Source organism: Geobacter pickeringii, assembly GCF_000817955.1.
Lineage (GTDB): Bacteria > Desulfobacterota > Desulfuromonadia > Geobacterales > Geobacteraceae > Geobacter > Geobacter pickeringii.
This window is the reverse complement of the sequence record NZ_CP009788.1, coordinates 3387365-3411471: the sequence shown is the minus strand read 5'-3', so window position 1 is coordinate 3411471 and position 24107 is coordinate 3387365. Positions and strand designations below refer to the sequence as shown.

Annotated in this window: 25 protein-coding genes; 8 read left to right on the top strand and 17 right to left on the bottom strand. The window is 67.1% G+C overall.

The features are described from left to right. The first annotated feature begins 7 nt into the window (after nt 1-7). Nucleotides 8-1153, top strand: a complete 1146-nt coding sequence (locus tag GPICK_RS15510) for a ribonuclease D (protein WP_039744741.1) — start codon at nt 8-10, stop codon at nt 1151-1153. 15 nt (nt 1154-1168) lie between these two features. Here the strand turns inward: GPICK_RS15510 and GPICK_RS15505 are convergent, their stop codons facing one another. From GPICK_RS15505 to prmA, 3 genes are read right to left on the bottom strand one after another with little or no spacing between them, the layout of a single operon-like run. After that, nucleotides 1169-1975, bottom strand: coding sequence for a hypothetical protein (locus GPICK_RS15505; protein WP_039744738.1), 807 nt, complete (start codon nt 1973-1975; stop codon nt 1169-1171). A gap of 44 nt (nt 1976-2019) precedes the next feature. After that, nucleotides 2020-2781 (bottom strand): 16S rRNA (uracil(1498)-N(3))-methyltransferase, encoded by a 762-nt coding sequence (locus GPICK_RS15500; RefSeq protein WP_039744736.1) that lies wholly within the window; start codon nt 2779-2781, stop codon nt 2020-2022. Nucleotide 2782: 1 nt separating this feature from the next. Continuing rightward, nucleotides 2783-3703, bottom strand: a complete 921-nt coding sequence (gene prmA / locus GPICK_RS15495; RefSeq protein WP_039744734.1) for a 50S ribosomal protein L11 methyltransferase — start codon at nt 3701-3703, stop codon at nt 2783-2785. Nucleotides 3704-3838: 135 nt separating this feature from the next. Between prmA and GPICK_RS15490 the strand changes: the two genes are divergently transcribed. The 7 genes from GPICK_RS15490 (at nt 3839) to GPICK_RS15460 (ending at nt 10193) form a co-directional block, all read left to right on the top strand. Beyond that, nucleotides 3839-5020, top strand: coding sequence for a M20 family metallopeptidase (locus GPICK_RS15490; RefSeq protein WP_236685590.1), 1182 nt, complete (start codon nt 3839-3841; stop codon nt 5018-5020). 91 nt (nt 5021-5111) lie between these two features. Next, nucleotides 5112-5909 carry a pyruvate, water dikinase regulatory protein gene (locus GPICK_RS15485; protein ID WP_039744730.1) on the top strand — a complete coding sequence of 266 codons (798 nt, stop codon included), beginning with the start codon at nt 5112-5114 and terminating at the stop codon, nt 5907-5909. Nucleotides 5910-5968: 59 nt separating this feature from the next. Then, on the top strand, nt 5969-6643 hold the full coding sequence (locus tag GPICK_RS15480; RefSeq protein WP_039744728.1) for a response regulator: 675 nt from the start codon (nt 5969-5971) through the stop codon (nt 6641-6643). Between the two features lie 3 nt (nt 6644-6646). After that, the gene (locus GPICK_RS15475) at nt 6647-8059 is read left to right on the top strand and encodes an ATP-binding protein (protein ID WP_039744726.1); all 1413 of its coding nucleotides are present in this window, start codon (nt 6647-6649) and stop codon (nt 8057-8059) included. A 5-nt stretch (nt 8060-8064) separates the two neighbouring features. After that, nucleotides 8065-8787 carry a futalosine hydrolase gene (gene mqnB / locus GPICK_RS15470; protein ID WP_039744725.1) on the top strand — a complete coding sequence of 241 codons (723 nt, stop codon included), beginning with the start codon at nt 8065-8067 and terminating at the stop codon, nt 8785-8787. Next, nucleotides 8784-9641: a 1,4-dihydroxy-6-naphthoate synthase gene (locus GPICK_RS15465; protein WP_039744723.1), complete on the top strand. Its 858-nt coding sequence runs from the start codon at nt 8784-8786 to the stop codon at nt 9639-9641. Before mqnB ends, GPICK_RS15465 begins: the two co-directional genes overlap by 4 nt. Before the next feature lie 102 nt (nt 9642-9743). After that, entirely contained in the window at nt 9744-10193 is a 450-nt protein-coding gene (locus GPICK_RS15460; protein ID WP_039744722.1) for a septal ring lytic transglycosylase RlpA family protein, read from the top strand. 78 nt (nt 10194-10271) lie between these two features. On the opposite strand, the gene GPICK_RS15455 is transcribed toward GPICK_RS15460, so the two are convergent. The 14 genes from GPICK_RS15455 to GPICK_RS15390 form a co-directional block, all read right to left on the bottom strand. Then, entirely contained in the window at nt 10272-12809 is a 2538-nt protein-coding gene (locus GPICK_RS15455; protein WP_039744720.1) for an MMPL family transporter, read from the bottom strand. 6 nt (nt 12810-12815) lie between these two features. Next, complete coding sequence (locus tag GPICK_RS15450; RefSeq protein WP_039744719.1) at nt 12816-13511, bottom strand: outer membrane lipoprotein LolB; 696 nt, start codon at nt 13509-13511, stop codon at nt 12816-12818. A 6-nt stretch (nt 13512-13517) separates the two neighbouring features. After that, nucleotides 13518-14141 carry a LolA family protein gene (locus tag GPICK_RS15445; protein WP_039744717.1) on the bottom strand — a complete coding sequence of 208 codons (624 nt, stop codon included), beginning with the start codon at nt 14139-14141 and terminating at the stop codon, nt 13518-13520. Next, the gene (locus tag GPICK_RS15440; RefSeq protein WP_236685589.1) at nt 14138-14542 is read right to left on the bottom strand and encodes a 3-hydroxyacyl-ACP dehydratase FabZ family protein; all 405 of its coding nucleotides are present in this window, start codon (nt 14540-14542) and stop codon (nt 14138-14140) included. The genes GPICK_RS15445 and GPICK_RS15440 overlap by 4 nt, the downstream gene beginning before the upstream one ends. Beyond that, a complete protein-coding gene (locus GPICK_RS15435; RefSeq protein WP_039744716.1) occupies nt 14520-15557 on the bottom strand; it encodes a beta-ketoacyl synthase N-terminal-like domain-containing protein in 1038 nt (345 codons plus the stop codon). The genes GPICK_RS15440 and GPICK_RS15435 overlap by 23 nt, the downstream gene beginning before the upstream one ends. Then, the gene (locus GPICK_RS15430) at nt 15554-16759 is read right to left on the bottom strand and encodes a beta-ketoacyl-[acyl-carrier-protein] synthase family protein (protein ID WP_039744713.1); all 1206 of its coding nucleotides are present in this window, start codon (nt 16757-16759) and stop codon (nt 15554-15556) included. The genes GPICK_RS15435 and GPICK_RS15430 overlap by 4 nt, the downstream gene beginning before the upstream one ends. Before the next feature lie 92 nt (nt 16760-16851). Then, nucleotides 16852-17592, bottom strand: a complete 741-nt coding sequence (locus GPICK_RS15425; protein WP_039744711.1) for a 3-oxoacyl-ACP reductase family protein — start codon at nt 17590-17592, stop codon at nt 16852-16854. 14 nt (nt 17593-17606) lie between these two features. After that, entirely contained in the window at nt 17607-18995 is a 1389-nt protein-coding gene (locus tag GPICK_RS15420) for a lipid biosynthesis B12-binding/radical SAM protein (protein WP_039744709.1), read from the bottom strand. A gap of 1 nt (nt 18996) precedes the next feature. Then, the gene (locus GPICK_RS15415) at nt 18997-19416 is read right to left on the bottom strand and encodes an acyl-CoA thioesterase (protein WP_039744706.1); all 420 of its coding nucleotides are present in this window, start codon (nt 19414-19416) and stop codon (nt 18997-18999) included. Between the two features lies 1 nt (nt 19417). Next, nucleotides 19418-20260, bottom strand: coding sequence for an ACP S-malonyltransferase (locus tag GPICK_RS15410; RefSeq protein WP_039744705.1), 843 nt, complete (start codon nt 20258-20260; stop codon nt 19418-19420). Then, nucleotides 20257-21555, bottom strand: a complete 1299-nt coding sequence (locus tag GPICK_RS15405) for a B12-binding domain-containing radical SAM protein (protein WP_039744702.1) — start codon at nt 21553-21555, stop codon at nt 20257-20259. Before GPICK_RS15405 ends, GPICK_RS15410 begins: the two co-directional genes overlap by 4 nt. Then, nucleotides 21552-21809, bottom strand: coding sequence for a phosphopantetheine-binding protein (locus GPICK_RS15400; protein ID WP_039744700.1), 258 nt, complete (start codon nt 21807-21809; stop codon nt 21552-21554). The genes GPICK_RS15405 and GPICK_RS15400 overlap by 4 nt, the downstream gene beginning before the upstream one ends. Before the next feature lie 6 nt (nt 21810-21815). Then, nucleotides 21816-22715, bottom strand: a complete 900-nt coding sequence (locus GPICK_RS15395; protein WP_039744699.1) for a lysophospholipid acyltransferase family protein — start codon at nt 22713-22715, stop codon at nt 21816-21818. Nucleotides 22716-22724: 9 nt separating this feature from the next. Then, nucleotides 22725-24104 carry a radical SAM protein gene (locus GPICK_RS15390; RefSeq protein WP_039744697.1) on the bottom strand — a complete coding sequence of 460 codons (1380 nt, stop codon included), beginning with the start codon at nt 24102-24104 and terminating at the stop codon, nt 22725-22727. Nucleotides 24105-24107: the final 3 nt, after the last annotated feature.

Sequence of the window (24107 nt, the reverse complement as noted above, 5' to 3'; positions counted from 1 at the left end):
GAGTTCCTTGCCTGACACCCCTGTTTCACCCGATATCATCACCTCCGCCGAGGGGGTAGGCCGCCTCGCCGAACGTCTCGGGGGAGAGCCCATCGTCGCCTGCGACCTGGAGGCCGACTCCATGCACCACTACCAGGAGAAGGTCTGCCTCCTCCAGTTCGCGGTGCCGGGGTATGCCGCCATCGTCGACCCCCTCGCCACCCCCGACCTGGCACCGCTGGCCCCCCTCTTCGCCGATGGCTCACGGCGCAAGGTCTTCCACGGCGCCGATTACGATATCCGGTCACTGCACCGCGATTTCGGCATCGAGGTGAACAACCTCTTCGATACCATGATCGCGTGCCAGTATCTGGGGGAACGGGAATTCGGGCTGGCGGCGGCGCTGCGCAAGCGCTTCGGGGTGGAGCTCGACAAGCAGTACCAGCGGGCCGACTGGAGCCGCCGTCCCCTCAGCGCGGGGATGATCGAGTACGCCGTGAAGGATACGACGCTCCTCATCGACCTCTATCGCCAGCTTGAGGGTGAGTTGCGGGAGCGGGGACGGCTGCCGTGGGTGGAGGAGGAATGTGTGCTTCTCACCGGGGTGCGGATGACGCAGCGCGGCGACGATCCGCTGTTTCTTCGTTTCAAAGGGGCATCGCGGCTGGACCGCCGGACCCTGGCGGTGCTGGAGGAGGTCCTTCGCTTCCGTGACCGGCGTGCCCGGCAGGCCGACGTCCCGCCGTTCAAGATCCTCGGCACCGACACGGTGCGGGAGCTGGCCGAGAAGCGCCCCCGGTCGGCAGCGGAGCTCGTGGGGATCACGGGGATTACGGAGAAGGTGGCGGCGCGCCACGGCGAAGGGATTCTGCGGTCGGTGGAGAAGGGGATGACGGTTCCGGAGCGGAACCTGCCGGTCTTTCCCCGGGAGGAGCGCCGGCGGTTGAGCGGCCCCGAGGAGCAGCGGCTGAAGGCGCTGAAAGGGTGGCGCGAGGAGGAGGCGGCCCGGCTCGGGATCGACATGGGGTACCTGGCCAACAACGCCCTGCTGGAGCAGCTGGCCGTCGCCGCCCCCCGCTCGGTCGGGGAGCTTGCCGCCAGCGGCTCTCTGCGGGAGTGGCAGATGCGGGAATTCGGGCCGGGGATCCTGGCGGCCCTCGCTCCCCGCCGGTAACCATTTTCCCCGAAGTTACTTCTGTTCGTCCGGCTCCCCGAAGAGGGATTCGAACTCGTCTCCGGAAAACGTATCAAGCTCGACCTTTGGTCCCGCAGCGGGAGCAGGCTCGGGCTTTTTTTCGTCCTCTTCCCAGCCGAAGCTCTCCAGCTCCAGCGAGGCTGCAGGCTTCTCCGCCGGGGGGGAGGCCGATGCCGGTTCGATGGCGAAGCCGCTGAACGTGTCGGTCGGCGTGTCCCACGGGTTCTCCAGCTCGACGCCGGCCGAGGCGTCGGCCACCGCTGCCGCGAGCGTCGGGTCGGGGGAATCGGTTTCCAGCAGGCTCGCAAAGCCGTCGTCCACACCGTTCTCAGCCTCAAATGCAGCGGGCGTTGCCGCCGATACTTCTCCGGTCGGTTCGTCGAACGAAAAGTCCGCGAAGGAGGGTTCGGCGGGGGCGGCTGCCGGTGGGGCAGCAGGGGCGGTCGGTTCCAGGTCGAAGGAGAAGGGCTCTTCCGCCGGCGCCGGCTTGGGGCTTTCGGCGAAGCCGAGATCGAGATCGGGGAAGATGTCGTCCCCCGGCTTTGGTGTCGCGGGGGGGGAGGGGGGGAGTTCCCCGGTGAGGGACTCGTCCGCCGACGTTGCGTCGAGCGGCGGGTGTGCCATTGCCGCCGCAGCCACCGCCACGGCCGCACCGGCAGCCACGGCGCCGCCGGCTTCGGAAAGGGGAGCGACGATGGCGCGGATGCCGTGGTTCAGCTTGAAACCGGCCAGGTCGTGATTGCATTTCTTGCAGGTGTCGAGAAATTCGAAGCTGTTATATCCGCACTTGGGACATTTCATCGGCTGTTGCTCCTTGGGCGGGTCTGCGCCACTGCGCGGTCCCGCTATGTCGTTGGTCCTGCCCCCCCGAGGTCGCCGAAGAGATACTGAAGGATTGCCACGAGGGCGATCCCCGCGGTCTCGGTCCGCAGTATCCGCTGGCCGAGGGTCACGGGAATGAATCCCTTTTCCCGGGCCAGCTCCGCCTCTTCGGGGGTGATTCCCCCTTCGGGGCCGACGATGACGGCGATGCTCGCCGGGAGCGGGCGGGCGGAGAGGGTCTCCCGCAGACCGGTGATCTGCTCTCCCTCCCAGAGGAGGAGCCTGAGGTCGTGGTCCGCCTCTGCGGCCACCCCCTTCATGCCGTCGGCGGCGTAACGCACGGTGGGAACGAGGGGGCGCCCCGCCTGGCGGGAGGCCTCTTCGGCGACCCGCTGCCAGCGGCGAAGCTTTTCCGCCTCGCGCTCCCTCGCGACGCGGGAGACAGAGCGGACCGCCGGGAAGGGAACCACCTCGGAGACACCGAGCTCAGTACATTTCTGCAAGATGAGTTCCATCTTGTCACCCTTCGGCAGCCCCTGATAAAGGGTGATGCGCGGGGCGGCGGCCGGCGGCGCCGTGGCGCGCCGTTGCATGATCGCCACCAGAAGGCTCTCCCTGCCAATCTCCCGGATGACGCCGGAGCACTCGATGCCGCACCCGTCGGCCAACTGCACGGAAGTGTCAATTTTCAGGCGCAGCACCTTTGCCATGTGACGAAAAAGGTCGCCACGCACCTCGACGGCTTCACCCGAGAGGTCGGCTCCGGGCAGAATGAAGCGGCGCACGCTATGCACCCCTCCGGTAGACCAGGCAACTCCACTCGCCGCCGTGGCGTGCCGACTGGAAGGAGAGGCCGGTGGGGACGAAGCCGTTGATGACGTACTCCTCCCGTTCGCAGAGAATGCCCGACAGGACGAGGAAGCCGCCGGGGGCCACCGTGGTCGCCAGTTCCGCCGCCATGCGGACCAAGTCTTCGGCGAGGATGTTGGCAAGGGTCACCGTAAAGCTCCCCGGAATCGCCTCCAGGGGGGTGGTGACGAGCTCGACGGCATCGGCAACGCCGTTCATGGCGCAGTTCTCCGCCGCCACGACCACGGCGTCCGGGTCGATGTCGGTCCCCACCACGCGGCGGGCGCCGAGCTTTGCGGCGGCAATGGCCAGGATTCCCGAGCCGGTGCCCACGTCGAGAACCTCCAGGGGGGCGGCGCCGAGGGAGGCGGCAATCTCCTCCAGCGCCTCCAGGCAGAGCCTGGTGGTCGGGTGGGTGCCGGTGCCGAAGGCCATGCCGGGGTCCAGTTCGATCACCAGATCCCCCGGAGCGGAGTCGAACGGTTCCCAGGTCGGCTTGATCACGAGGTGTGACCCGATGCGCGTCGGCGCGAAGTGCTGGCGCCAGCCGGTGGCCCAGTCTTCTTCGCCGATCATGGCGACGCGGGGGGGGGGGATGCTGCCGGCCCCGAAGGCGGGGGCGTTCTCGTGGAGGAATTGCGCCAGCTCGGCGATCTGGGCGTCGAGTTCCTCGCCGGGGGTGAAGTAGGCCCGGACGGTCTTGACCGACGACTCCTCCACCGTATCGAGGGAAAAGGTGTCGAGTTCCAGGTTGTCGATGCTGACGCCGTTTCCCGTCACTTCGACGAGGTAGTCGGCGACGAGGTCGACCATGTCGGCGGGGATTTCGCACGAGACCTCTGCCCAGGTTCTGTTCATGGATGCTCCTTCCGGGTGATTCGTCACGTTGGCGCCCCGTGGGCGCAAAAGGTGAGCTAACGTACCAGAACTAAAAGGGTAAGACAATAAAAACCTTGACAAAACCCCCCAGTCGCGGTCTAATTTTCATTAGAAATGATTCGGAGTGATGACATGGATGCCGAGGTTCTCAAGCGCGAGATCGTGAGCTTCGTAGAGCGGCGCAAGGATGATTTCTGCGCCATCGCCGAGGAACTTTTCCGCAACCCCGAAACGGGGCTCAACGAAGTCCGCAGTTCGGCACTCCTTGCCGATTTCCTCGAAGGGGAAGGGTATCGGGTGTCGCGGGGCGTCGCCGGCCTCCCCACCGCCTTCCGGGCCGAGTGGGGAGAAGGGGGGCCGGTCGTTGCCATCCTTGCCGAGATGGACGCCCTTCCCGTCATGGGGCACGCCTGCGGCCACAATGTCATCGCCGCCGCGGCAGTTGGCGCTGCTGCCGCCCTCTGCCGGACGCTTCCCCCCGCCGTCGGCCGAATCGTGGTCCTCGGCACTCCGGCGGAAGAGATCGGGGTCGGCAAGGTGGAGATGATCCGCCACGGCCTTTTCGACGATGTGTCGTTCGCCCTGATGGTCCACCCGTCGTCGCGCCGCTACGTGATCAAGCAGTACCTCGGCCTCGCCAAGGTCCGATTCACCTTTTTCGGCAAGCCGGCCCACGCGGCGGCCTATCCTGAGGAGGGGATCAACGCCCTCGACGCCGTGCTCCAGACCTTCAACGCCATCAATTCCCTGCGCCAGCAGCTCCGGCAGGACGTACGGGTCCACGGGATCATCACCGAGGGAGGAGTCGCCCCCAACATTATTCCGGAGCGGGCGGCGGCCTATTTCTACGTGCGGGCCGACGACCTGGCGGAGCTGGAGCGGGTGAGAGGGCGGGTCATCGCCTGCGCCGAAGGGGCGGCAACGGCCACCGGCTGCCGGCTCCAGGTGGAAGCCGATCCCCGGGTTCTCGCTCCCCTCAGGGTCAACCGGGCCTTTTCGTTACTCTACTCCGCCCAGTTGGCGTATCTGGGGCTTCAGGAGTCGGCCGTACCTGCCGATAAGAACAGGGGGTCGTCGGACATTGGCAACGTCTCACAGATCGTGCCGACGATCCATCCCCATGTCCCGATCGGCGACGGGATACAGATTCACAGCGAGGCCTTTGCCAAGGCCACCGTTTCCGAGCGGGGGCGGGCCGCCGTTGCGGAGGGGGCTGCCGCCCTGGCGCTGACCACGGTCGAGCTGCTTCTGCGGCCCGAGATCCGGGAGAAAATCAGAGCGGAGTTCGGTGGATAATCAACTTTTTTTGCCTGACCGAAAAAACATGGTATACATAGCTTAATGAAAATGATTCCATTGTTGGTCGGTTGAGGCGGGACAGGGGACCATGAGGCACATCTATCTCTTTTCCGATGCGACCGGTGAGACCGTGGAGCGGGTGGTCCGCGCGGCCCTCTCCCAGTTCCGGGACGTGGAGGTCCGTTTCCACCGGATGAGCCGGATCAGGACCCGGGACGATGTGCGCCACTCCCTCGAAGAAGTGCTGAAGGAGCGGGGCATCGTGGTCTACACCCTGGTCGACACCGAGCTGGCCCACCTCCTGCGCGATGAGGCGGAGGCCCTTGGCCTCGAATCGATCGACCTGATCAGCCCGCTGCTCTACAAGCTCTCCGATTTCTTCGGGGTTCCCCCCCAGAAGGAGCCGGGGCTGCTCTACCAGTTGAACGCCGAGTATCACAAGCGGGTCGAAGCGGTGGACTTCACGGTCAAGCACGACGACGGCCAGGACCCCCGGGGGCTCGCCAAGGCCGATTTCGTCCTCGTCGGGGTGTCGCGTTCCTCCAAGACCCCCCTCTCCATGTACCTCGCCCACAAGGGGTACAAGGTGGCGAACGTTCCGCTGGTGAAGGGGATCGATCCGCCTCCGGAGCTGTTCAAGGTGAATCCGGACCGGGTGGTGGGGCTCATCATCGACTCCCACCGACTCGTGGAGATCCGGTCGGCGCGGCTCCGCAACCTGGGTCAGAGCTCCCGCGGCAGCTACGCCGCCATCGAGAAGGTGGAGGAGGAGCTCGATGCCTGCCGCCGGCTCTACCGCCGCAATCCCCAGTGGCTCGTCATCGACGTGACGAGGAGGTCGGTGGAGGAGTCGGCGGCGGAGATTCTGCAGAAGCTGAACGACTGAGTTTCACGGGATGGATTGCTGTTACGCGTTGTAAAATCTGAGAAAGAGAGGGATGAACAATGAAAATTCTCGTGGTTGAGGATGAAAAGAAGGTTTCCAGCTTCATCAAGCGCGGCCTCGAGGAGGAAAAGTACGAGGTCGACGCCGCCTTCAACGGTGAGGAGGGGCTCAAGATGGCCCTCGACAAGGGGTATGACCTGGTCATCCTCGACGTCATGCTCCCGAAGAAGGACGGTCTCAGCGTCGTGCGGGAGATGCGCGAGAAGCATTCCGCCACGCCGGTGCTGATGCTGACCGCCAAGGACTCCGTGGACGATATCGTGGCGGGGCTCGACTCCGGCTCGGATGACTACCTCACCAAGCCCTTTGCCTTCGCCGAGCTCCTGGCACGGGTCCGGGCCCTTGCCCGCCGGAGCGAGCAGGACCGCGGCGCCGAGATCCATTTCGCCGACCTGCGGCTCGACCCGGTGACCCACAAGGTCTGGCGCAAGGACAAGGAGATCGACCTGACGGCGAAGGAGTACGCGCTGCTTGAATACTTCATGCGCAACCCGAACCAGGTCCTCACCCGGACCATGATCGCCGAGCATGTCTGGGACTACACCTTCGACAGCTTCACCAACATCATCGACGTCTACGTCAACTACCTGCGGAAAAAGATAGACCGTGACACCGACAAGAAGCTCATCCACACGGTGCGGGGGGTTGGCTACATCCTCAAAGAGGAGGAGTAGTTCTTGCTTTTCCGTTCGATCCGCTCGTCACTGACCCTCTGGTATGCGGTCACGCTGGCGGTCATCCTCGTTCTGTTCAGTTCGTTCATCTATCTGGTCCTGATGACCCAGCTGAACAAGGGGGTTGACCGCGAGCTGCTGACCATTGCCGAGGCGGTCGCCAGCCCGACGTTGGAGCCGTTCCGGCGTTCGGGGCCGTCGGTCTTCGACCAGGTGCTCGAAGATTTCATCGGGGCGAAGCTGGGGGGGAAGTACGTGCAGGTCCTCGATCCTGCCGGGCGGGTCGGCGCCTATTCGAAAAACCTCGAAGAGTTGAGGATATCCCTCAGCAAAAAGGCGCTCCAGCGTTCCATCGAAGGAAAGGTGACCTACGAAACGAAGGTCAACCTCGACATCTATCCGGTCCGGACCATCACCTATCCGATCCTCGCGGATGGGAAGCTGATTCAGATCGTGCAGGTCGGCGCCTCGTTGAAGGCGGCGGCGGAGACCCTCGACAAGGTCCTCCTCGTCTTTGCGGTCTCCATCCCCCTGTCGCTTCTCCTCTGGAGCCTGGGGGGGTGGTTCCTGGCGGGGCGGGCCCTCAAGCCGGTGGATCTCATCACCCGTAGCGCCCAGAAGATTACCGCCGAAAATCTGGGGCACCGGCTCGAGGTGGACAATCCGCAGGATGAGATCGGCCGGCTGGCGGAGACCTTCAACGATACCCTCGAACGGCTGGAGTACGCCTTCACCCGGGTCAGGCAGTTTTCTGCCGACGTTTCCCATGAACTGCGGACCCCGCTGACCATCCTGCGGGGGGAGACGGAGGTAGGGCTGCGCTGGGCCAAGGAGCCGGAGGAGTTCCGGGAGCTCTTCCAGAGCAATCTGGAGGAGATCAACCGGATGTCGAAGATCATTGAGTGCCTCCTCGACCTTTCCCGGGCCGAAGAGGGAGGGGTGAAGCTGGAGCTTGCCGAGGTGGACCTGGGGGATCTCCTGGAGGCACTGGTCCAGCAGGCGCGGCTCATCGACCCCGACAAGGGGCTCAGGATCGCCGCGACGGTGGAGACGGCGGTCACCGTCCGTGGCGACTGGCTCAAGCTGCGGCAGGTATTCATGAACCTTCTCGACAATGCGGTGAAATATACCCCCGGCGGCGGCGAGATCTCGGTGGTGCTCGATACCAACAGCGGCATGGCGCGGGTCGCCGTGATCGACAGCGGGGCCGGTATCCCCGTCGACCATCTCCCCCATATCTTCGAACGGTTCTACCGGGTCGACAAGGCGCGCAACCGGGCCGACGGCGGCGTCGGCCTCGGTCTTTCCCTCGCCCGGATGTTTGTCGAGGCCCACGGGGGGCGGATCGAGGTGGTGAGCGAAGCCGGCAAGGGGAGTGTCTTCACCGTGTATCTGCCGTTTGCGGTCGGAGGCTAAGGGGGATGGGGCCGGTCGTCATCTGTGCCGCCACCTTCCCCGAACTTGCCCTCCTGATACGGAGCATCGGCGCCCGGAAGCGGGGGGGGAGAGCGGGGCGGGAAACCTATGCCGGCAGCATCGGGAAGCAGAAGGTGGTCCTCGCCGTGACCGGCATCGGCAAGGTGAACACCGCCTCGGCCCTCACCGTCCTCCTCGAGACGTCGGCTCCCCGCCTCGTCATCAACGTCGGCTGTGCCGGCGCCTTCACGGAGAGCGGTCTCAGGGTGGGGGACCTTGCCGTCGCCTCCGCCGAGGTCTACGGCGACGAGGGGGTCCAGACCCCGGACGGCTGGGAACCCCTCGACCTGATCGGCATCCCCTCGTTCGAACGCAAAGGAGTGCGGTACTTCAACGAATTCCCCCTGGCGAAGCTTCCCGCCGAACAGGCGGTGCAGCTCGCCGGGGCCCTTGGAATCACGGCCCGGCGGGGACGGTTCCTCACCGTATCCACCTGCAGCGGCACGCTCCGGCGGGGGGACGAGCTGTTCCGGCGCTTCTCCCCCCTCTGCGAGAATATGGAGGGGGCTGCCGCTGCCCACGTCTCCCTCATCTACGGTGTCGACTGTCTCGAGGTCCGCGGCATCAGCAACATGGTGGAGGACCGCGACCTCTCCCGATGGAACATCCCGCTGGCGGTCGAAAAGGCCCAGCGCTTTATTCTCAAGTTTCTGGAAACCTATCCATGAAGAATGACGGCAGCGCGTTATCGTCCCCCCTCTCCCTCGGCTTTTCGCCGTGCCCCAACGACACCTACATCTTCCATGCCCTCGTTCATGGCCTCATCGACACGGCGGGGCTTGCCTTCCGGGAGCGGCTCGAGGACGTGGAGACCCTGAACCGCCTCGCCCTGGAGGGGGCGCTGGACGTGAGCAAGGTCTCCTATCATGCCCTGGGCCATCTGCGGGAGAACTACTTCCTCCTGCGGGCCGGCGGAGCCCTCGGCCGTGGGTGCGGTCCCCTGGTGGTGACGAAGGAGCGCACCTCCATGGCCGAACTCCGGGGCGCTCCGGTGGCGGTGCCGGGGCAATACACCACGGCGGCCCTCCTGCTGCGCCTCTTCGACCCCGCCATCGACACCCTGGTCTACCTGCCGTTCCACGAGATCATGGGGGCGGTGGCCCGGGGCGAGGTAGCCGCCGGGGTCATCATCCACGAGTCGCGCTTCACCTTCCCGGAGTACGGCCTGACCAAGCTCCTGGACCTGGGCGACTGGTGGGAGCGGGAGACCGGCTGCCCGATCCCTCTTGGCGGGATCGTGGCGAAACGCTCCCTTGGTCGGGAAACGGTTGCCGCAATAGACCGTGCCCTGGCGGCGAGCGTCGCCTACGCCCGCGCCAACCCCGGTGCGGCGGCCCCGTACATCCGCGCCCACGCCCAGGAGATAAGCGACGAGGTCTGTGCCGCCCACATCGGCCTCTATGTGAACGACCACTCCCTTGATCTCGGTGCCGAAGGGGAGGCCGCGGTTGCCACCCTCCTCGACCGTGCCACGGCGGCGGGGGTGATCCCTCCATCCGCGGCCCCGCTCTTTGTTTTGTAAAAATAACGCATAATCAGTGAGTTGCACGACTGGAGCCCCCTTTTGTCTTGACGCTGCCGCTCCCCTGTGCTATACGAGTTGCTCGCCCAGAAGGAGGTGCCAATGGTATCTGCACTCCGGAAAGGGCGCCTGGCCATCCTGATCGTACTCTGTCAGGCGTTCTTCCAGATCCAGACACTGTCCTTGCAAGCAGAGGAAATTGAAGCAAAGGCAACAACGGAAGCGGCCGCAATCACGGCCACAAAAGAGGAGGGGGTCGTCGGGACCGCCTCCTACTACGCGAAGCGCTACAACGGAAGAAGAATGACATCGGGGAAGCGGTACGATCCGAAGAAGCTCACCGCCGCTCACCCCACCCTCCCTCTCGGGACGAAGGTCAAGGTAGTAAACGTGGCCAACAACCGGGAGGTGACGGTCACCATAACCGATCGCTGCCGGAAGAGGGTGTCGCATTTCATCGACCTCTCCCGGGAAGCGGCCAGGAAACTCGGGTTCCTCGGCCGGGGGAAAACGGAAGTTCGGATTATCCCCCTCGACGAAGCCGTATCCTGAAACAACAATTTTTTGGGCGAAATGGAGAAAAGGGCCGGCATGGTTATGCCGGCCCTTTTCTCTTGTACGAGAGATGCCTCAGCGGATGTGCCTGCGGGTAAGGGCCATGGCGGCCGGCAGCGCCACGAGGGAAAAGAGAGCGGTGGCGCCGACGCCGTAGTTGGTGGCCCAGCCGATGGAAGCCATGGCGCCGTAGTCGGTGAAGGCGAGAGAGCCGAAGCCGGCGATGGTGGTGAGGGCCGAGAGGAGTACGGCCCGCCCCGCCTGGGTGAAGCGCGCCGGCCCCTCGGCGACGGGTGCCCCTGCGAGCCGGTGGTAGATATGGAGGCCATAGTCGCTCCCCATCCCGAGGATGGTGACGAGTACCATGGCGTTCATGAAATTGAGCCGCATCCCGGTCACCACCATGAGGCCGGTCATGACGGCCACGCCGGCGGTAACCGGAAGAATCGCGGCGGCGATGCCGGCGAGGGATTCGAAATGGACGAGGAGGAGGAAGAGGATGATGGCTCCCCCCACGGCGAATCCTTCGATGAAGCTCGTCCGGACCGAGTCGCCCAGCTGCCGGCTGATGAGGTCGGGGCTCGTGGCGCGGGCCGTCGGGTCCACCGCCCGCAGGTCCCGGAGGAATGTCTCCTGGGGAAACTCGCTCCCCCGGTAGTGGAGATAGAGGAGGAGGTGGACCGTGCCGTTGCGGGCGATGAGGTAGCGCTCCACCATTCCCCGCAGGGGCGAACTCCGCAGCCGCTCCACCGCCTCGGCCGCCGGTACCGGTCCCGCCCCGGGAAGCCGCGCCACCCCCGCGAGGGTGTCACTGAAGAGCGTCGGGTCGAATCCTTCCTGCACCAGGGCACCCCGCAGCGCCGTCGCCGGAGAGGTGTCGCCGAGGCGCTCCTTCAGGCGCTCCAGGCTTTCCGCCTGTCCGTTCCTGTCGTTTATCACCTGACCCAGCCAGGAAACCGCCGCCAGCTCGTGCCGTTGCCGGTACCGCTCGGCCAGCTCTCCAACCCGCCGTCCCCGTGTCATCACCTCCTCGACGCTCTTCCCCTCAACCGCCACCACCATCTGCTTCGGCGCCAGGCTCAGGTGCCGCTCGATCCGCTCCTGGGTCAGAAAGGCCTCGGAATGACGCGGCTGGAGGTTCTTGAGCTCTCCCTCGAAGTCGAGGAAGAACGACGCGGCGAAGAAGGCGGCTGTCAGGGCGACGGCGGCCAGCGAGACGGCCCGGGGATGGCGGCCGGTGCTCCGCCAGATCCAGCTGAGCCCGAAGGAGGGGAGCGGCGCGGCCGGCCGGGGGAAGCGCTTCTCGGCGAAGTGGAGAAGTGGCGGCAGAAAGAAGAAGGTGGCGTACATCGAGAAGAGAACGCCGAGTCCCACCAGCAGCCCCAGCTCCGACAACGCCCGCACCTCGGCGATCCCCAGCGCAAGGAACGGGAAGGCAGTGGTGGCGGCCGCGGTGAAGACCCCGTGCCCCGTGTCGACCACCGCCAGCCGCAGCGCCTCCTCAATCCCGCGGCCACCCAGGCGTTCGGAGGCGAAGCGGTCATAGAGATGGATCGAGTAGTCGGTCCCCAGCCCGATGATGAGGGCGGTGAAGGCGAAGGAGATGATGTGGATGGAGGGGAGGATGAGCCCCGCCGTCCCCAGAGCCAGCAGGGTCCCGAAGACGATGATGACCGGGATGAGTAGCGTGGGGAGGAGCCGCCGGTAGGTGAGGTAGAAGAGGCCGAGGACCACGAAGAGCGATGAGGTGATGCAGGCGATGATGTTGTGTTTCATCACTGCTTCGTCGATCACCGCCGAGAGGTGGGCGCCGGCACAGGAGACGGAGACCCTGGGATCGATGCCGGCGCGGGCGGCGTTGATCCCCGCCACCAGCTTGCGGGCGAAGCCCATCTCCTTCACTGGCCGGGCCGGCTCGGCGATCATGACGAGGAGCCGACCGTCCCGAGAGAGAAAATATGGAGATTCGGGGTCGAGATCGAGGGAGCGGCTCCCCTCCTGGAGGCGGGGGAGGATCAGTTCCCGGAGGTAAAGAGGGTCGGCGGCCACCAGATCCCGTACCCCCATCCCGGCGCCGGAGGCGAGCTCAGCCGTTGCCCGCCTGAGGGCCCGGTCCATGGCCTGGGGGGTGAGACGCGCGGCAAAGGCGTCTGCCTGGCCGGGGTCGAGAAAGAGCTGTGGCCGGTCGACGGCGTAGGCGACGAATGCGGCAAAGGGGGCCGTCTCCGCCGGATCGACGACGCGGTAGGAAACCTTGCGAAAGGCGGGGGCACCGTCCACCTGTAGTTCCCGCAGCCGGCCGGCGAGGCGGTCCGCGGCGGCGGGGAGCCGCTCCCGTTCCCCCTCCAGGATGAAGTAGGCCTCGCCGGCGCTGCCGGTCCAGTCGAGGGTGTCGAGGAAGAGGCGCAGGGCCCCGTTATCGGTGGGGAAGAGCTTGAATATGTCCGACTCGAAGCGGACCGTCAGGACCGACGCGAGGGAGAGGATGAGGACGAGGAGCGAGCCCGCGATGGTGGCGCCGGGATGGCGCCAGGTGAGCCGGAATATCCATTCCAGGTGCCCCCTGATGGCGGCCTGGATGGCTGCGATGAGGCGTGCCGCCGTCGTGGTCATGGTGTGCTATACCCCCTTCAGGCTGGCGAGAGGGAGGAGGGTCAGCCCCTCCAGGTTCGGGGTGAGGGCGCTCTCTTCCACGGGGCGGTTCACCTCCGGTTCGTCGAAGGTGATTGTGACGCGGGTGCCGGCCCCGTCGCCGAACTCGATGACCGTCGGGAAGGGGACGCCGTCCACGGAACGGTAGTCGCGGTAGACCACTTCACCGTCTTCGGAGCTCTTCCGCTCCAGGAGGCCGTCAGCGTTGTAGGTGGCGACGATCCGGCGGCCCGCCGCATCGGTCCGCTCGATGCTGCCGGTCGTGCCGGGGCGCAGGAGCGGATCCCCTTCCACCACCCACTGCATCATGCGCCACCCCTGGAGCCCCCCCTTGGCGGGGAGGTCAGCAAAGCTCCCCACGTAGGCGGTCCCCTTGGAGGGAATGAGGAGGGTGACCTGATCGTCGCCGGCGAAAAATTCCAGGGCGGTGGTGCCGAAGGGGGTGAGCATCACGAGGTGGAAGCGGTCGGGGCGCCGGTAGATCAGGTAGCCGGTGCCGCCGGTGCTCCCTTCGGGGCTCTTGACCGAGACGGCAACCGCCGTCGTGAGGGTTTCTACGGCGACGCCGGGGATGAACGGCGTCTGCGGCCGCGGCGCGGTGGCACAGCCGGAGAGGGCGAGGGTGACCATAAGCACCCCCAGCAGTGTGGCGATAAAACGCATCGGTGATTACTCCAGGCGAAAGTCTTTGTCGGCGAGCCCCACGTTTTTCCGGAGGCGGTTGAAGGTGATGACGGTGCGGTCCCGGTTCCGCTCCTCGATGGAGAGCCGCCGCAGGCGCCCGTCGCTGCCGAGGAGGAGTTGCAGCTCTTTCACGCCGCCCGTGGTGGCGGGGAGGATCGTCAGGGTGACCGTATCCCCCCGCTGTTCGGCTTGGACGGTGACCCCTTCGGGGATCTTCGTCACCGGCCGGTCCAGGAGGTTCATCCAGCGGAGCAGCCCCTCTTCCGGGGGGAGGGCGATCTTCTGGCGGATCCCGTCAGCCGGGAGGAACATCGTGAGGGAGGTGTCCTTCAGGAGAACACGACTGGCGTGGGGGGGGTAGAGCTCCAGATAGAAGAGGTCAGGTTTTCGAAACCGGACCGTGCCGTTCGTCACGAGCTTGCGCTTCATGAGGGCAATCTGCTTCTCCTGGGTGATTTCGGCAGTGAAGTCGGTGACGCCGGCAAACCCCTTGCGGAGAAGCTCAAGCCCCTCCACCGGCGTGATCCGCCCGGCGGTGGCGGCGCCGGGGAGGAGCAGGACGAGGGTCGCCAGCGTGGCGGCGATGAGGGTGTAGAGAGTCCGGTTCATGGCAGTGGTCCCACCTTAAGGGTCAGGGTAATGGTTGCCACGGTCCCGCCGTCGCCGGTGACCTCTCCCTCCACGAGGTGGAGCGGGCCGAACGACTTGGCGATCCGGGCGGTGACGGTGAGGCTCTCCCCGTTGGCGATGATGCCGTGGAACTCGGCCCGGTCGATGGCCGCCAGGATTCCGCCGGCGTCACCCTCCCGGGCGGCGGCGATCCCTCCCAATTGGGCCACCGACTCCACCAGGAGGATCGGCGGATACCCCTCCGGGCAGCCGGTGACCTGAAGGCGGGCCGTGGCGCTGACGCCGGACTCCACCGTCAGGAGACGGTCGAGAAAGAGAAACGGCGGGCGGTGAGGGAGATATGCGGCCGGGTCGAGGCTATCCAGGGGAGCCTCCGGCAATGTCGATGGCGAAGAAGGGGCCTTCCGGAGACGCGGCCAGGTGAAGTCCCGCCGCCCCCTCCGGCATGAGAGAGATGAGGGTGACGAGGGCGAGCCCCCCCATGGCGAGGGAGCGTCCCACCAGCGGACCGATCTCGATCCGGTCGCCGGCGAGCCCCTCCCGGAGCCAGGGGAGCTCCGCTCCGGTGCCGGAGAGGGAGACGATGTCGGGGGTGCCGGTGCCGACGAGACGGGCTTTTCCCTCTGTCGCGGCGTCGGGGGGGACGAAGCCGAGGGTCCGGATGCCGGTCACGGTCCCCCGGACGGCGGCGCCGCGCCGCAGGGCGTCCCGCCGCCGTTCCAGGACGAGGATGCCGCTCCCCTCGCCGAAGCCCCGGGCATGGCGCCGCAGCTGTCCCATGGCGTGAAATCCCTGCACCATCGGGGCGTTCAGTTCGTCAACTCCGCCGGTGAGCATGACGTCGGCGCGCCCTTCCTCCAGGAAGCGGCATGCCATCTGGAATGCGGCCTCCGCCGAGCAGAACCGCTGCACCTGGGTGACGTTGGGTCCCTTGAGGCCATGCTCGATGGAGGCGTTGCTCGCCGGGGCGTTGGGGACGGTGTTGGGGAAGAGCATCGGGACGAGCCCCTCCACCCCCTTGGAGAAGTAGCCGCTCAGCAGCTCCACCGAGTTGGCGATGCCGCCGAAACCGCACCCCAAGGCGATGCCGATGCGAGAGGGGTCGGTCCCTGCGAGGTCGATGCCGGCATCCTTCAGCGCCATGCCGGCGGCCACCGTGGCGAGGAGGCTGCAGCGGTCGAACTTGCGGGCCTTGAGGGGGGGCATGAAGTCGGCGGCCCGGAAGGCCTCGGCCTTTCCCCACCGGTGCCCGGCCTCGCCGAGGATCTCCTCGGGGAGCGGCGTGAGGCGGCTGGTGCCGCTGGCGACGGCGGCGCGGAGCGGTTCGGTGCCGACGCCGGCGGCGGAGATGGCGGCGAGGCCGGTGACCGCGATGTCGAGGTTCTGTCCGCTCATCTGCTCACCACCACGCAGGTAATGTTGCCGCCGAAGGCGAAGGAGTTGGAGAGGGCGACGGCCGCCGTGCTCGGCCGGGGGCCGTCGTGGCAGTAGTCGAGATCGCACTCGGGGTCGGCGCCGCGGAAGTTGAGGGTCCGGGGGATGGTGCCGGCGCCGAGGGCGATGGCGGTGGCCGCGATCTCGATGGCGCCGGCGGCGCCGAGGCAGTGGCCGGTCATCGCCTTGGTGGAGACAAGCGGAACCTGCCGGACCCGTTCGCCGAAGACCTGCCTCATCGCCTTGCTTTCCACCACGTCGTTCAGGGGGGTGCCGGTGCCGTGGGCGTTCACCCAGCCGACCTCCTCCGGCGAGACGCCGGCGGCGGCCAGGGCGGCGCCCATCACCCGGGCAGCCTCGCTCCCCGACGGTTCCGGCGCGGTCATGTGGTACGCCTCCCCCGCCAGGGCATAGCCACGGATGAAGCCGAAGATCCGCGCCCCCCGGCTTCTCGCTTCATCCTCGCGCTCCAGTACCAGGAAGGCCGCCCCTTCGCCGAGGGAGATCCCCTGGCGGCCGAGGCTGAAGGGGGAGCAGGGGGCGGGATCGACCACCCGCAGGGAGTTGAAGCCGGTGAAGGTGAGGAGGGAGAGGGTGTCGGTGCCGCCGCAGAGGCATGCCGTGAGCTGCCCGGTGGCGACAAGGTCGGCCCCCCAGCCGATGGCGGTGGCCGATGACGAGCAGGCGGTGGTGATGCTTCCCTGGTAGCCGTGGAGGCCGAAGTGGGAGGCGAGGACCGTGGCGGCCCGGTCGGGGAGGAGCCCCCGCAGTTGTGCCGGGTGTCCCGGTTTCCCCTCGACCCGTTCGCGGAGCCACTGTTCGCCGTGGATCATCCCCGCCGCGCCGGCGCCGACGCAGACCCCGATGTCGAACGGGTCGCGGTGCCGGCGGATGCCGCTGGCCTCCAGGGCCTCTCTTGCCGCAATGAGGGCGAACTGGTCGGCCCGGGAGAGGTGAGCGGCGGTCTGGCGGTCGAAATGGCCGGCGGGGTCGAAATCGCGCACCTGGGCGCCGATCCGCGCCGGAAACGGGGAGACGTCGAAGAGGTCCACCGGGCCGATGGCACTGCGTCCCTCGAGGAGCGACGCGGTGAAGGAGGGGACGTCGCTGCCGGCGGCGCAGAAAATGCCGATGCCGGTTATGGCGATGCGGGGTCTGGTCATGGGATCTGAAGGTTGCTTTTGAATGCTCTTATTTTACCCGCAAAGGCGCCGCCAAGGCAAAGAAAACTTGGCGGAGAGCCGGCGGTGGGGGGTTACACGATCCCGCCGTCGACGATGAGGCACTGCCCCGTGATGTAGGAGGCCCGGTCCGACGCGAGGAAGGCGACCGCCTCCGCCACCTCCTCGGGCCGGCCGATCCGGCCGGCGGCGGTCCCCTTGACGATGCTCTCCACGATCTCCTGCTTCATCCCGGCGATCATCTCGGTCTCGATGAGCCCCGGCGCCACAGCGTTCACCCTGATTCCCATGGGGCCCACCTCCCGGGAGAGGGCTTTGGTGAAGCTGATGGCCGCCCCCTTGCTGGCGGCGTAGTTGGTCTGCCCCGGGGTGCCGGCGTAGGCCGACACCGACGAGAGGTTGACGATGGCCCCCGCGCGCCGGGCGAGCATCTTGCGCACCCCCCACTTGCAGCAGTGGAAGAGGGGGGAGACGTTGGTCCGGATAACCGCGTCCCAGTCCTCCTCGCTCATCATCGGGAGGTAGACGTCGCGGATGATCCCGGCGTTGTTCACCAGGATGTCGAGGTGCCCCGTCTCCCGGGCCGCCGCATCGATGACGGTCTGGGCCCCCGCGGCGGTGGCGACGTCGGCCTTTACCGCCACGACGGAGCCGGAAAGCCCTGCCGCCTCTCCCTCCAGGGTGCGGGCCGCCTCGTCGTTGGCCACGTAGGCGGCGAAGACCCGCCCCCCTTCCCGGGCGAAGTGGAGGGAGACGGCGCGGCCGATGCCGCGGGTGCCGCCGGTGACGACGACGATCTTGTCCTTGAATTCCATGAATTGACCTCTCTCTATCGCGAACTGAACGGATTCACCCTGCTTCTGCCCAGCCGCTTCATCAGCTTCCAGAGCGGCCCCCGTACCGGAAAGTGGCGCATCGCCTCCAGCATGGCGTCGCTCATATTGATCTCAAGCCCCGGCGCCACCCAGTTGCGCCGCTGCATCGCCTCGGCGGTGACGAGGTCGCGGAGCTCCTCCCGGATCTGCGGGGACAGGTAGAAGACCGGCTCCAGGAGCGCCGCGTTGCCGGGAACCATTCCTTCCACCACGGCCCGGTCGTGGAGCGGCGTGCCGGGGAAGATCCGGATGCCGGTCATGGCGATGACGGCCGTCGGCGCCACCTCGTCCATGAGGGCGAAGCTCTCCCGGACCGTCTCCCGGCTCTCGCCGGGACCGCCGAAGAGGATGTAGTGGGCGAAGTCGACCCCGAGCTCGCGGCAGACGCGGGACGCCTCCCGGATGTCGGCCACGGTGAACGACTTGCCGAGGTTCGCGAGCATGGCGGGAGAGCCGGAGTCGGTGCCGTACTCGACGGCGTCGCAGCCGGCCGCCACCATCTGCTCCATGAGCCGCGGGGTGACAAAGCCGGGGTTGACGAAGGCGGACCAGTTGAGCGTCACCCCCGCGGCGGTCATGGCGGCGCAGAGCTCAGAGGCGAAGTCGGGGGGATAGTTGAAGATGTCGTCCACGAAGTAGACGTAGTCGATGCCGTGGAGCGCCTCCAGCTCCTTCAGCTCGGCGACGATTTCGCCGACGGGGCGAAGCCGCACCCGGCGCCCTTCCAGAAGGGGGTAGGTGCAGTAGACGCAGGCAAAGGGGCACCCCCGCTTGGTCTGGAGGTTGGCCATCCCCCCTTCCCGGCGGTAGCGCTCTACGGCGAAAAGGCTCCGGTCGGGGGTGCCGATCCGCTCCACCGGCAGGGGGTGAGCGAAGCCTGCGCTGCCGCGGGTGACGACCCCCGGCAGGCCGGCGGCGTCTTCTCCCCGCTCCAGGCGCCGGATCAACTCCGGCAGGATCTCTTCCCCCTCTCCCACCACGCCGAAGTCGCCGTCCAGGTGTTCGAGGAGTTCCGCCGGCATGAGGGAGAACCCCGACCCGCCGATGATGGTCGGCACCTTCCCCCGGCAGAGCGCCACCACTCCCCTGACACCGGCGAGGTAGGAGCGGGAGCCGGGCCAGGTGACGTTGTCGACGTTGCGGACCGAGATGACCACGGCGTGGGGGGCGAAGTCGGCGAGAAGGGCGGTCACTGCCGCTTCCGGGTCGGCGGAGAAGCAGAGGTCGAGGGCGCGGAGTTCGTGGCCGTCGGCGGCCAGGGGGGGAGCCAGGTAGGCGAGCCCGATGGGGAAGACCGGGTAGGGGCTCCGCTCGCGGTTGGCGGAGATGAGGAGGATCTTCATCTTACCCCTCCTGAGAGGCGAGGAGCCGTTCCAGCCGCTCGGCCACCGGGGCGGGAAGCCGGTACTGGAGGAGGCCGTCGCGGTCGGTGAGGGCGTGGACGGTGCGGCCGGCGGCGCAGAGGGAGCCGTCGGCGGCGACGATCCGGCAGGAGAACTCCAGGGTGGCGGTCTCGCACCGGCGGGCGGTGGTCTGGATGCGGAGTTCTTCGTGGTAGCGGGCCGGACGGCGGTATTTCAGTTCCAGTTCCACCACCGGCGCCAGGTAGCCGAGGTCGGCGAGCTGGGCGGCGTCGAGGCCGAAGCGGTGGGCCAGGTCGTTGCGTCCCACCTCCATCCAGGCGACGTAGTGGCCGTGCCAGGCGACGCCGTAGGTGTCAACCTCGTTGAAACGGACGGTTACGGAGGTTTCGTGTGCGCCCATGCTACCTCCCCGTCTCGCTCTCGATCCAGCGGTTGTACTTCTTGAGGGAATCCCCCACCCCCACCTCGTGGAAACGGGAGCAGCCCCCTCGCCGCAGGGCGCGGTAGGTCCGCTCCCAGTTGACCGGCAGGGTCAGTTCCCGGGTCATGAAGGAGGCGAGGTCGGCGGCGGTGAGAAACTCCTGCTCGATGTGATCCATGAGTGGAATCGCCGGCTCCCGGTAGCGGTAGTCGGCGAAGACCGCCGTGAGGTCGTCCGCAATCTCGCCCATGAGGGGGGAGTGGAGCGGGGCATCGCAGGGGAAGATCTTCACCGAGAAGGCTCCGTGGGCAAGGGCCTCGGCGCAGGCCTCCTCCATCCTCCCCCGCTCCCCCGAGAGGAGGAAGTGGCGCGAGGTGTTGTGGTTGGCGAGGAATATCCCGTTGTTCTCCGCGATGGCGAGGAGGGGCTCCAGGGTGAGGCCGACGATGCAGCCGAGGGCATACTGGTTCGTCGCTCCCATGGCCGCCATGGCCCGGCCGGAGCGGGCGGTGAGCTCCAGGACCTCTCCCGCCGGCAGGGCGCCGGCGGCGGCAAGGGCCGGGTAGATTCCCATGCTGTGCTCGGCCACGCGCTGGGGCGTCACCCCGTCCTCACGGAGCTGCCGGGTGCGGTAGAGGCTCATGGCGACGCCGTAGATCTGGAGCGCCACCTGGTCGGTGGCGGGGGGGCCGAGCCAGGAAAAGGAGGGGAGATCGAAGGCGGCCCGCTCCCGGGCGAGGTCGGCAATCTCCCGGAAGAGGGGGTCGTCGGGAAGGGTTGCGGGGGGGGCCAGAGGCTGACCGGGGAAGATGAAACAGATCATGCGCCCCCCGTCCGGAACCGCGCGGTCCGTCTGATGGCGCTGCGAAAGCCGACGTTCATGGGGCCGAAGACCTGCACCGAGCGGTGGCGCTTGACGAGCCGCCGCCACATGGAGCCGAAGGAGTAGAAGGAGCGGTTCAGCCAGTCGTGACCCGCCTGGAGCTCGGCGGCGGTCATCCCCCGGGGCTCGAAGGTGACGTGCCCCATGTCGTAGTCGCGCCAGTCGTTGGAGGTGATCCGCCCCTCCGCCTCCAGCCGCCGGCGGACCGCCGTGCCGGGGTAGGGGGTGAGGATCGGGAAGATGGCCGCCTCGATCCGGGCCTCTTCGCAGAAGCGGAGGATCCGGCCGAAGGAGTCGGGGGTGGCGCCGTCGTAGCCGAGGACGAAGGAGCCGAGGATGCCGATGCCGTGGTCCCGGAACTTCCGGGCGGAGTCGAGGTATTCGGCGGCCCGGTTCGTCACCTTCCCCATGGCGGCCAGAGCCTCCTGGTCCAGGGACTCGAAGCCGACGAACATCCCGACGCACCCCGCCTCGCCCGCGGCCCGCATCAGCTCCTCGTCCCCGGCAAAGTCGATGGGGGCGTGGGAGAGCCACTTGAACCCCATCCCCTTCATCCCCCGGAAGAGGGGGAGGGCGTAGCGGCGGTCGGCCACCAGGTTGTCGTCGACGAAGAAGGCGAAGGAGTTTGCCTTGCGCAGCTGCTCCAGCTCGGCCAGGACCGCCTCCACCGGCCGCCCCCGGTATTTCCTGCCGTAGAAGGCGGTGACGGAGCAGAACTCGCAGTCGAAGGGGCAACCGCGGGTGGTCTGGAGGGTGTTGGTGAGGAGGTACCCCTTGCCGGAGAAGATCTCGCGCCGGGCCACGGGGATGGCGTCCATGGGGAGGAGGCCGGTGGAGCGATAGAGCCGTTCCAGCCGCCCGGCGGCGAAGTCGGCCAGGAGCCGGGGCCAGACGAGCTCCCCCTCACCCACCACTACGGCGTCCACGTGGCGCAGCGCCTCGTCCGGCAGGTTGCTGGCGTGGAACCCCCCCATCACCACGCACTTTCCCCGGGCGCGGAAGCCGGCGGCGATCTCGTAGGTGCGGGGGGCCTGGGGGGTCATGGCGGTGACGGCGACGAGGTCGCACGCCGCGTCGAAGTCGACCGTCTCCCGGCTCTCGTCGCAGAGGGCCACCTCCCACTCGGGGGGGGTGACGGCGGCCAGGGATGCCAGCGCCAGGGAGGGGAATTTGAAGCCGAGCTCTCCCCAGAGGCGTCCCGTGGGCCACCCGGGGGAGACGAAAAGAATCCTCATTTACGGTTGGCCGCGATGTAGTCGGTCATGCTCCGGACCGACGCGAAGACCGTGGTGCCGGTGGCGGCATCGGGGACCACCACGCCGAAATCCTTCTCCATGGCGACCACGAGCTGGAGGGCGTCGATGGAGTCGAGGCCGAGCCCCTCGCCGAAGAGGGGGGCGTCGGTGTCGATATCTGCGGGCGCCATCCCGTCGATGCGGAGGGCGTCGATAATCATCTGCTTGACCTGGGTGATCAGTTCATCGGACATGGGGTGCTATTCCTTTTCCTGTGATGTGGTGGCTCCGTTCCAGTAGGCGAAGAAATTGTACCACTGGTCCGGGTACCGCCGGATGTATTTTTCGAAGACGCGGAGGACCCGCTCCATTCCTGCCCGGATCGCCGCCCCGTGGCGGCCGTGCTCCCCTGTGAAATAGACCGGCTCCTCCATGAGGGTGGCGTAGCGGCTCCCCTCCAGGGGGACGAAGACCGGCAGGACCGGCGCGCCGGAGGCGAGGGCCAGATAGGCCGCCCCCACCGGGATGGGGGTCGGGCGGCCGAAGAAATCGAGGGTGATGGTGTGGGACGAGCCGTCCCGGTCGCCGAGGAGCGCCACCACCTCGTTGCGGCGCAGGGCGTTCACCGCCTCCACGATGGCGAGCGGCGAGGTGTCGTCCCGGTCGACGTAGATGAAGCCGATCCCCCGCTCCTGCCGCGCCTTCTCCCGCAGGGCGTTCACCTTCTCGTCGGGCTCCCGGAAGGTCATGACGTTGATCCGGTATCCCCGGTCGGCCAGCCCCAACCCCCCGAGCTCCCAGTTGCCCAGGTGGGGGGAGATGATGATCGCCCCGTTCCCGTCGGCCAGGACCCGGTCGAGGATGCCGTGTCCCTCCTGGCGGCCGATGAGGGAGAAGAGCCGCTCCCCCGACAGGCGCATCATGAGCATGATGTCGCACCAGTTGCGGGCGAACTTGTAATAGCCCGAGAGGACCAGCCCCTCCACGCTGCGGCGGCCGGTCACCGTCCGGAGGTTTTCCCGGAGGCCGCGCCGCTGCGCCGGGGAGATGCAGTAGACGATCCCTGCCGTCACCAGCGCCACCGGCGGGTGGAGAGCGCGGGGTACAAGCCGGGTAAAGAGGTTGATAAGGAGCAGGTTGATGCTGTTATAGAAGGTCACGCGGTCCCATTATCCCTTGCCGCACCCCCGGTTCCGCTTTCCGCGCCCGGACTCGAACTCCCGCTCCCAGGCGGGATCGGCGAACTCGGCGTAGCGCCGGGAGTAGTCGTCCATCCGGTCCGCAAGGCCGGTGAAGATGGCATCGGCCCCGTCGTGGGTCGGGTAGGCCCCTTCGCTCTCGAAGAGCTCGCGCCCCGCCTCGGGGTGGTCGATGAGCATGCAGGGGCGCAGGAGGTTGTCGTGGCCCCCCTGCACCTCGCGGATCCGGCGGAAGAGGGGGGAGGCGAGGGCCTCCCGGATCGTGGTGCGGCGGATGTTGTCCACGGCGAAGTGGCAGAAGACGCACGGCTCAATGTCGCCGTTGGCGTTGATGTGGAAGTACTTCCGCCCCCCGGCGATGCAGCCGCTGATGATGGGGCCGTCGTTCCAGAAGTCGACGAAGAGCATCGGCTTGGTGCCCCGGAAGTCGACGATCCGCCGCCGCAGGTAGTCGCGCTGCTCCGGGGTCGCCATCAGTTCCAGGTCCGGCTCGCGCCCCACCGGCACGTAGGTGAAGAGCCAGAGGGCGAAGACCCCCTTGGCGAGGAGCATGTCGATGTACTCGTCGCTGGTGATGATGTCGGTGTTCCGGCTCGTCTGGGTGAAGGAGCCGCAGAAGGAGAGCCCTGCCTCCCGCAGCAGATCCATGGCCCGCATCACCTTCTTGAAGTGCCCCGGCCCGCGCCGCTCGTCGGTCTCCTTTTCGTACCCCTCCAGGGAGAAGGCGGGCATCACGTTTCCCACCTCGATCAGCTTCTGCACCATCGCCTCGTCGATGAGCCCGCCGTGGGTGAAGACGAGGAACGCCATGTCCGAGTGCTTCTTGAAGATCTCGAAGATGTCGTCCTTGAAGAACGGCTCGCCGCCGGAGATGACGGCGAAGTAGACCCCCATCTCCTTCATCTGGGTGAGGACCGAGTCGATCTCCGCGTTGGTCAGCTCCAGCGCCTTGGAGTAGTCACCGGCGTAGCAGCCGTAGCAGGAGAGGTTGCACTTCATGGTGGTGCTGATGACCACCGTGGAGGGGGGGTAGTACCCCTCGCGCTCGGCCCACGCCTTCCGTTTGTTGGTGCCGGAGAGGAGGTGGTTCACCGTCAGGTTGGTGATCCACTTGTCCCGCTGGTTGGGGTGAAGCTCCCGGAGGATGCGGCGGGGGAACTCGATGGAGGGGTGGTTCTCCCGGATGAGCTGGCGGATCCAGCGGATCCGCTCCCGGTAGTAATCCTTCTTCGGGATCAGCTCCATCAGGTGGGTCATCCGCGCCAGGTTCTCGTTGGAGGCGCTGGTGGCCAGGGAGAGGAGAACGGAGACGATCTTCTCGGTGGTGTAGTTTTTGAGACCTTGCAGCATGGG

Coding starts and splice junctions, on each gene's coding strand:
- GPICK_RS15505 (WP_039744738.1), bottom strand. CDS start 1,975: ATGAAATGTCCCAAGTGCGGATATAACAGCTTCGAATTTCTCGACACC.
- prmA (WP_039744734.1), bottom strand. CDS start 3,703: ATGAACAGAACCTGGGCAGAGGTCTCGTGCGAAATCCCCGCCGACATG.
- GPICK_RS15490 (WP_236685590.1), top strand. CDS start 3,839: ATGATTCGGAGTGATGACATGGATGCCGAGGTTCTCAAGCGCGAGATC.
- GPICK_RS15485 (WP_039744730.1), top strand. CDS start 5,112: ATGAGGCACATCTATCTCTTTTCCGATGCGACCGGTGAGACCGTGGAG.
- GPICK_RS15480 (WP_039744728.1), top strand. CDS start 5,969: ATGAAAATTCTCGTGGTTGAGGATGAAAAGAAGGTTTCCAGCTTCATC.
- mqnB (WP_039744725.1), top strand. CDS start 8,065: ATGGGGCCGGTCGTCATCTGTGCCGCCACCTTCCCCGAACTTGCCCTC.
- GPICK_RS15465 (WP_039744723.1), top strand. CDS start 8,784: ATGAAGAATGACGGCAGCGCGTTATCGTCCCCCCTCTCCCTCGGCTTT.
- GPICK_RS15460 (WP_039744722.1), top strand. CDS start 9,744: ATGGTATCTGCACTCCGGAAAGGGCGCCTGGCCATCCTGATCGTACTC.
- GPICK_RS15455 (WP_039744720.1), bottom strand. CDS start 12,809: ATGACCACGACGGCGGCACGCCTCATCGCAGCCATCCAGGCCGCCATC.
- GPICK_RS15450 (WP_039744719.1), bottom strand. CDS start 13,511: ATGCGTTTTATCGCCACACTGCTGGGGGTGCTTATGGTCACCCTCGCC.
- GPICK_RS15445 (WP_039744717.1), bottom strand. CDS start 14,141: ATGAACCGGACTCTCTACACCCTCATCGCCGCCACGCTGGCGACCCTC.
- GPICK_RS15435 (WP_039744716.1), bottom strand. CDS start 15,557: ATGAGCGGACAGAACCTCGACATCGCGGTCACCGGCCTCGCCGCCATC.
- GPICK_RS15430 (WP_039744713.1), bottom strand. CDS start 16,759: ATGACCAGACCCCGCATCGCCATAACCGGCATCGGCATTTTCTGCGCC.
- GPICK_RS15425 (WP_039744711.1), bottom strand. CDS start 17,592: ATGGAATTCAAGGACAAGATCGTCGTCGTCACCGGCGGCACCCGCGGC.
- GPICK_RS15420 (WP_039744709.1), bottom strand. CDS start 18,995: ATGAAGATCCTCCTCATCTCCGCCAACCGCGAGCGGAGCCCCTACCCG.
- GPICK_RS15415 (WP_039744706.1), bottom strand. CDS start 19,416: ATGGGCGCACACGAAACCTCCGTAACCGTCCGTTTCAACGAGGTTGAC.
- GPICK_RS15410 (WP_039744705.1), bottom strand. CDS start 20,260: ATGATCTGTTTCATCTTCCCCGGTCAGCCTCTGGCCCCCCCCGCAACC.
- GPICK_RS15405 (WP_039744702.1), bottom strand. CDS start 21,555: ATGAGGATTCTTTTCGTCTCCCCCGGGTGGCCCACGGGACGCCTCTGG.
- GPICK_RS15400 (WP_039744700.1), bottom strand. CDS start 21,809: ATGTCCGATGAACTGATCACCCAGGTCAAGCAGATGATTATCGACGCC.
- GPICK_RS15390 (WP_039744697.1), bottom strand. CDS start 24,104: ATGCTGCAAGGTCTCAAAAACTACACCACCGAGAAGATCGTCTCCGTT.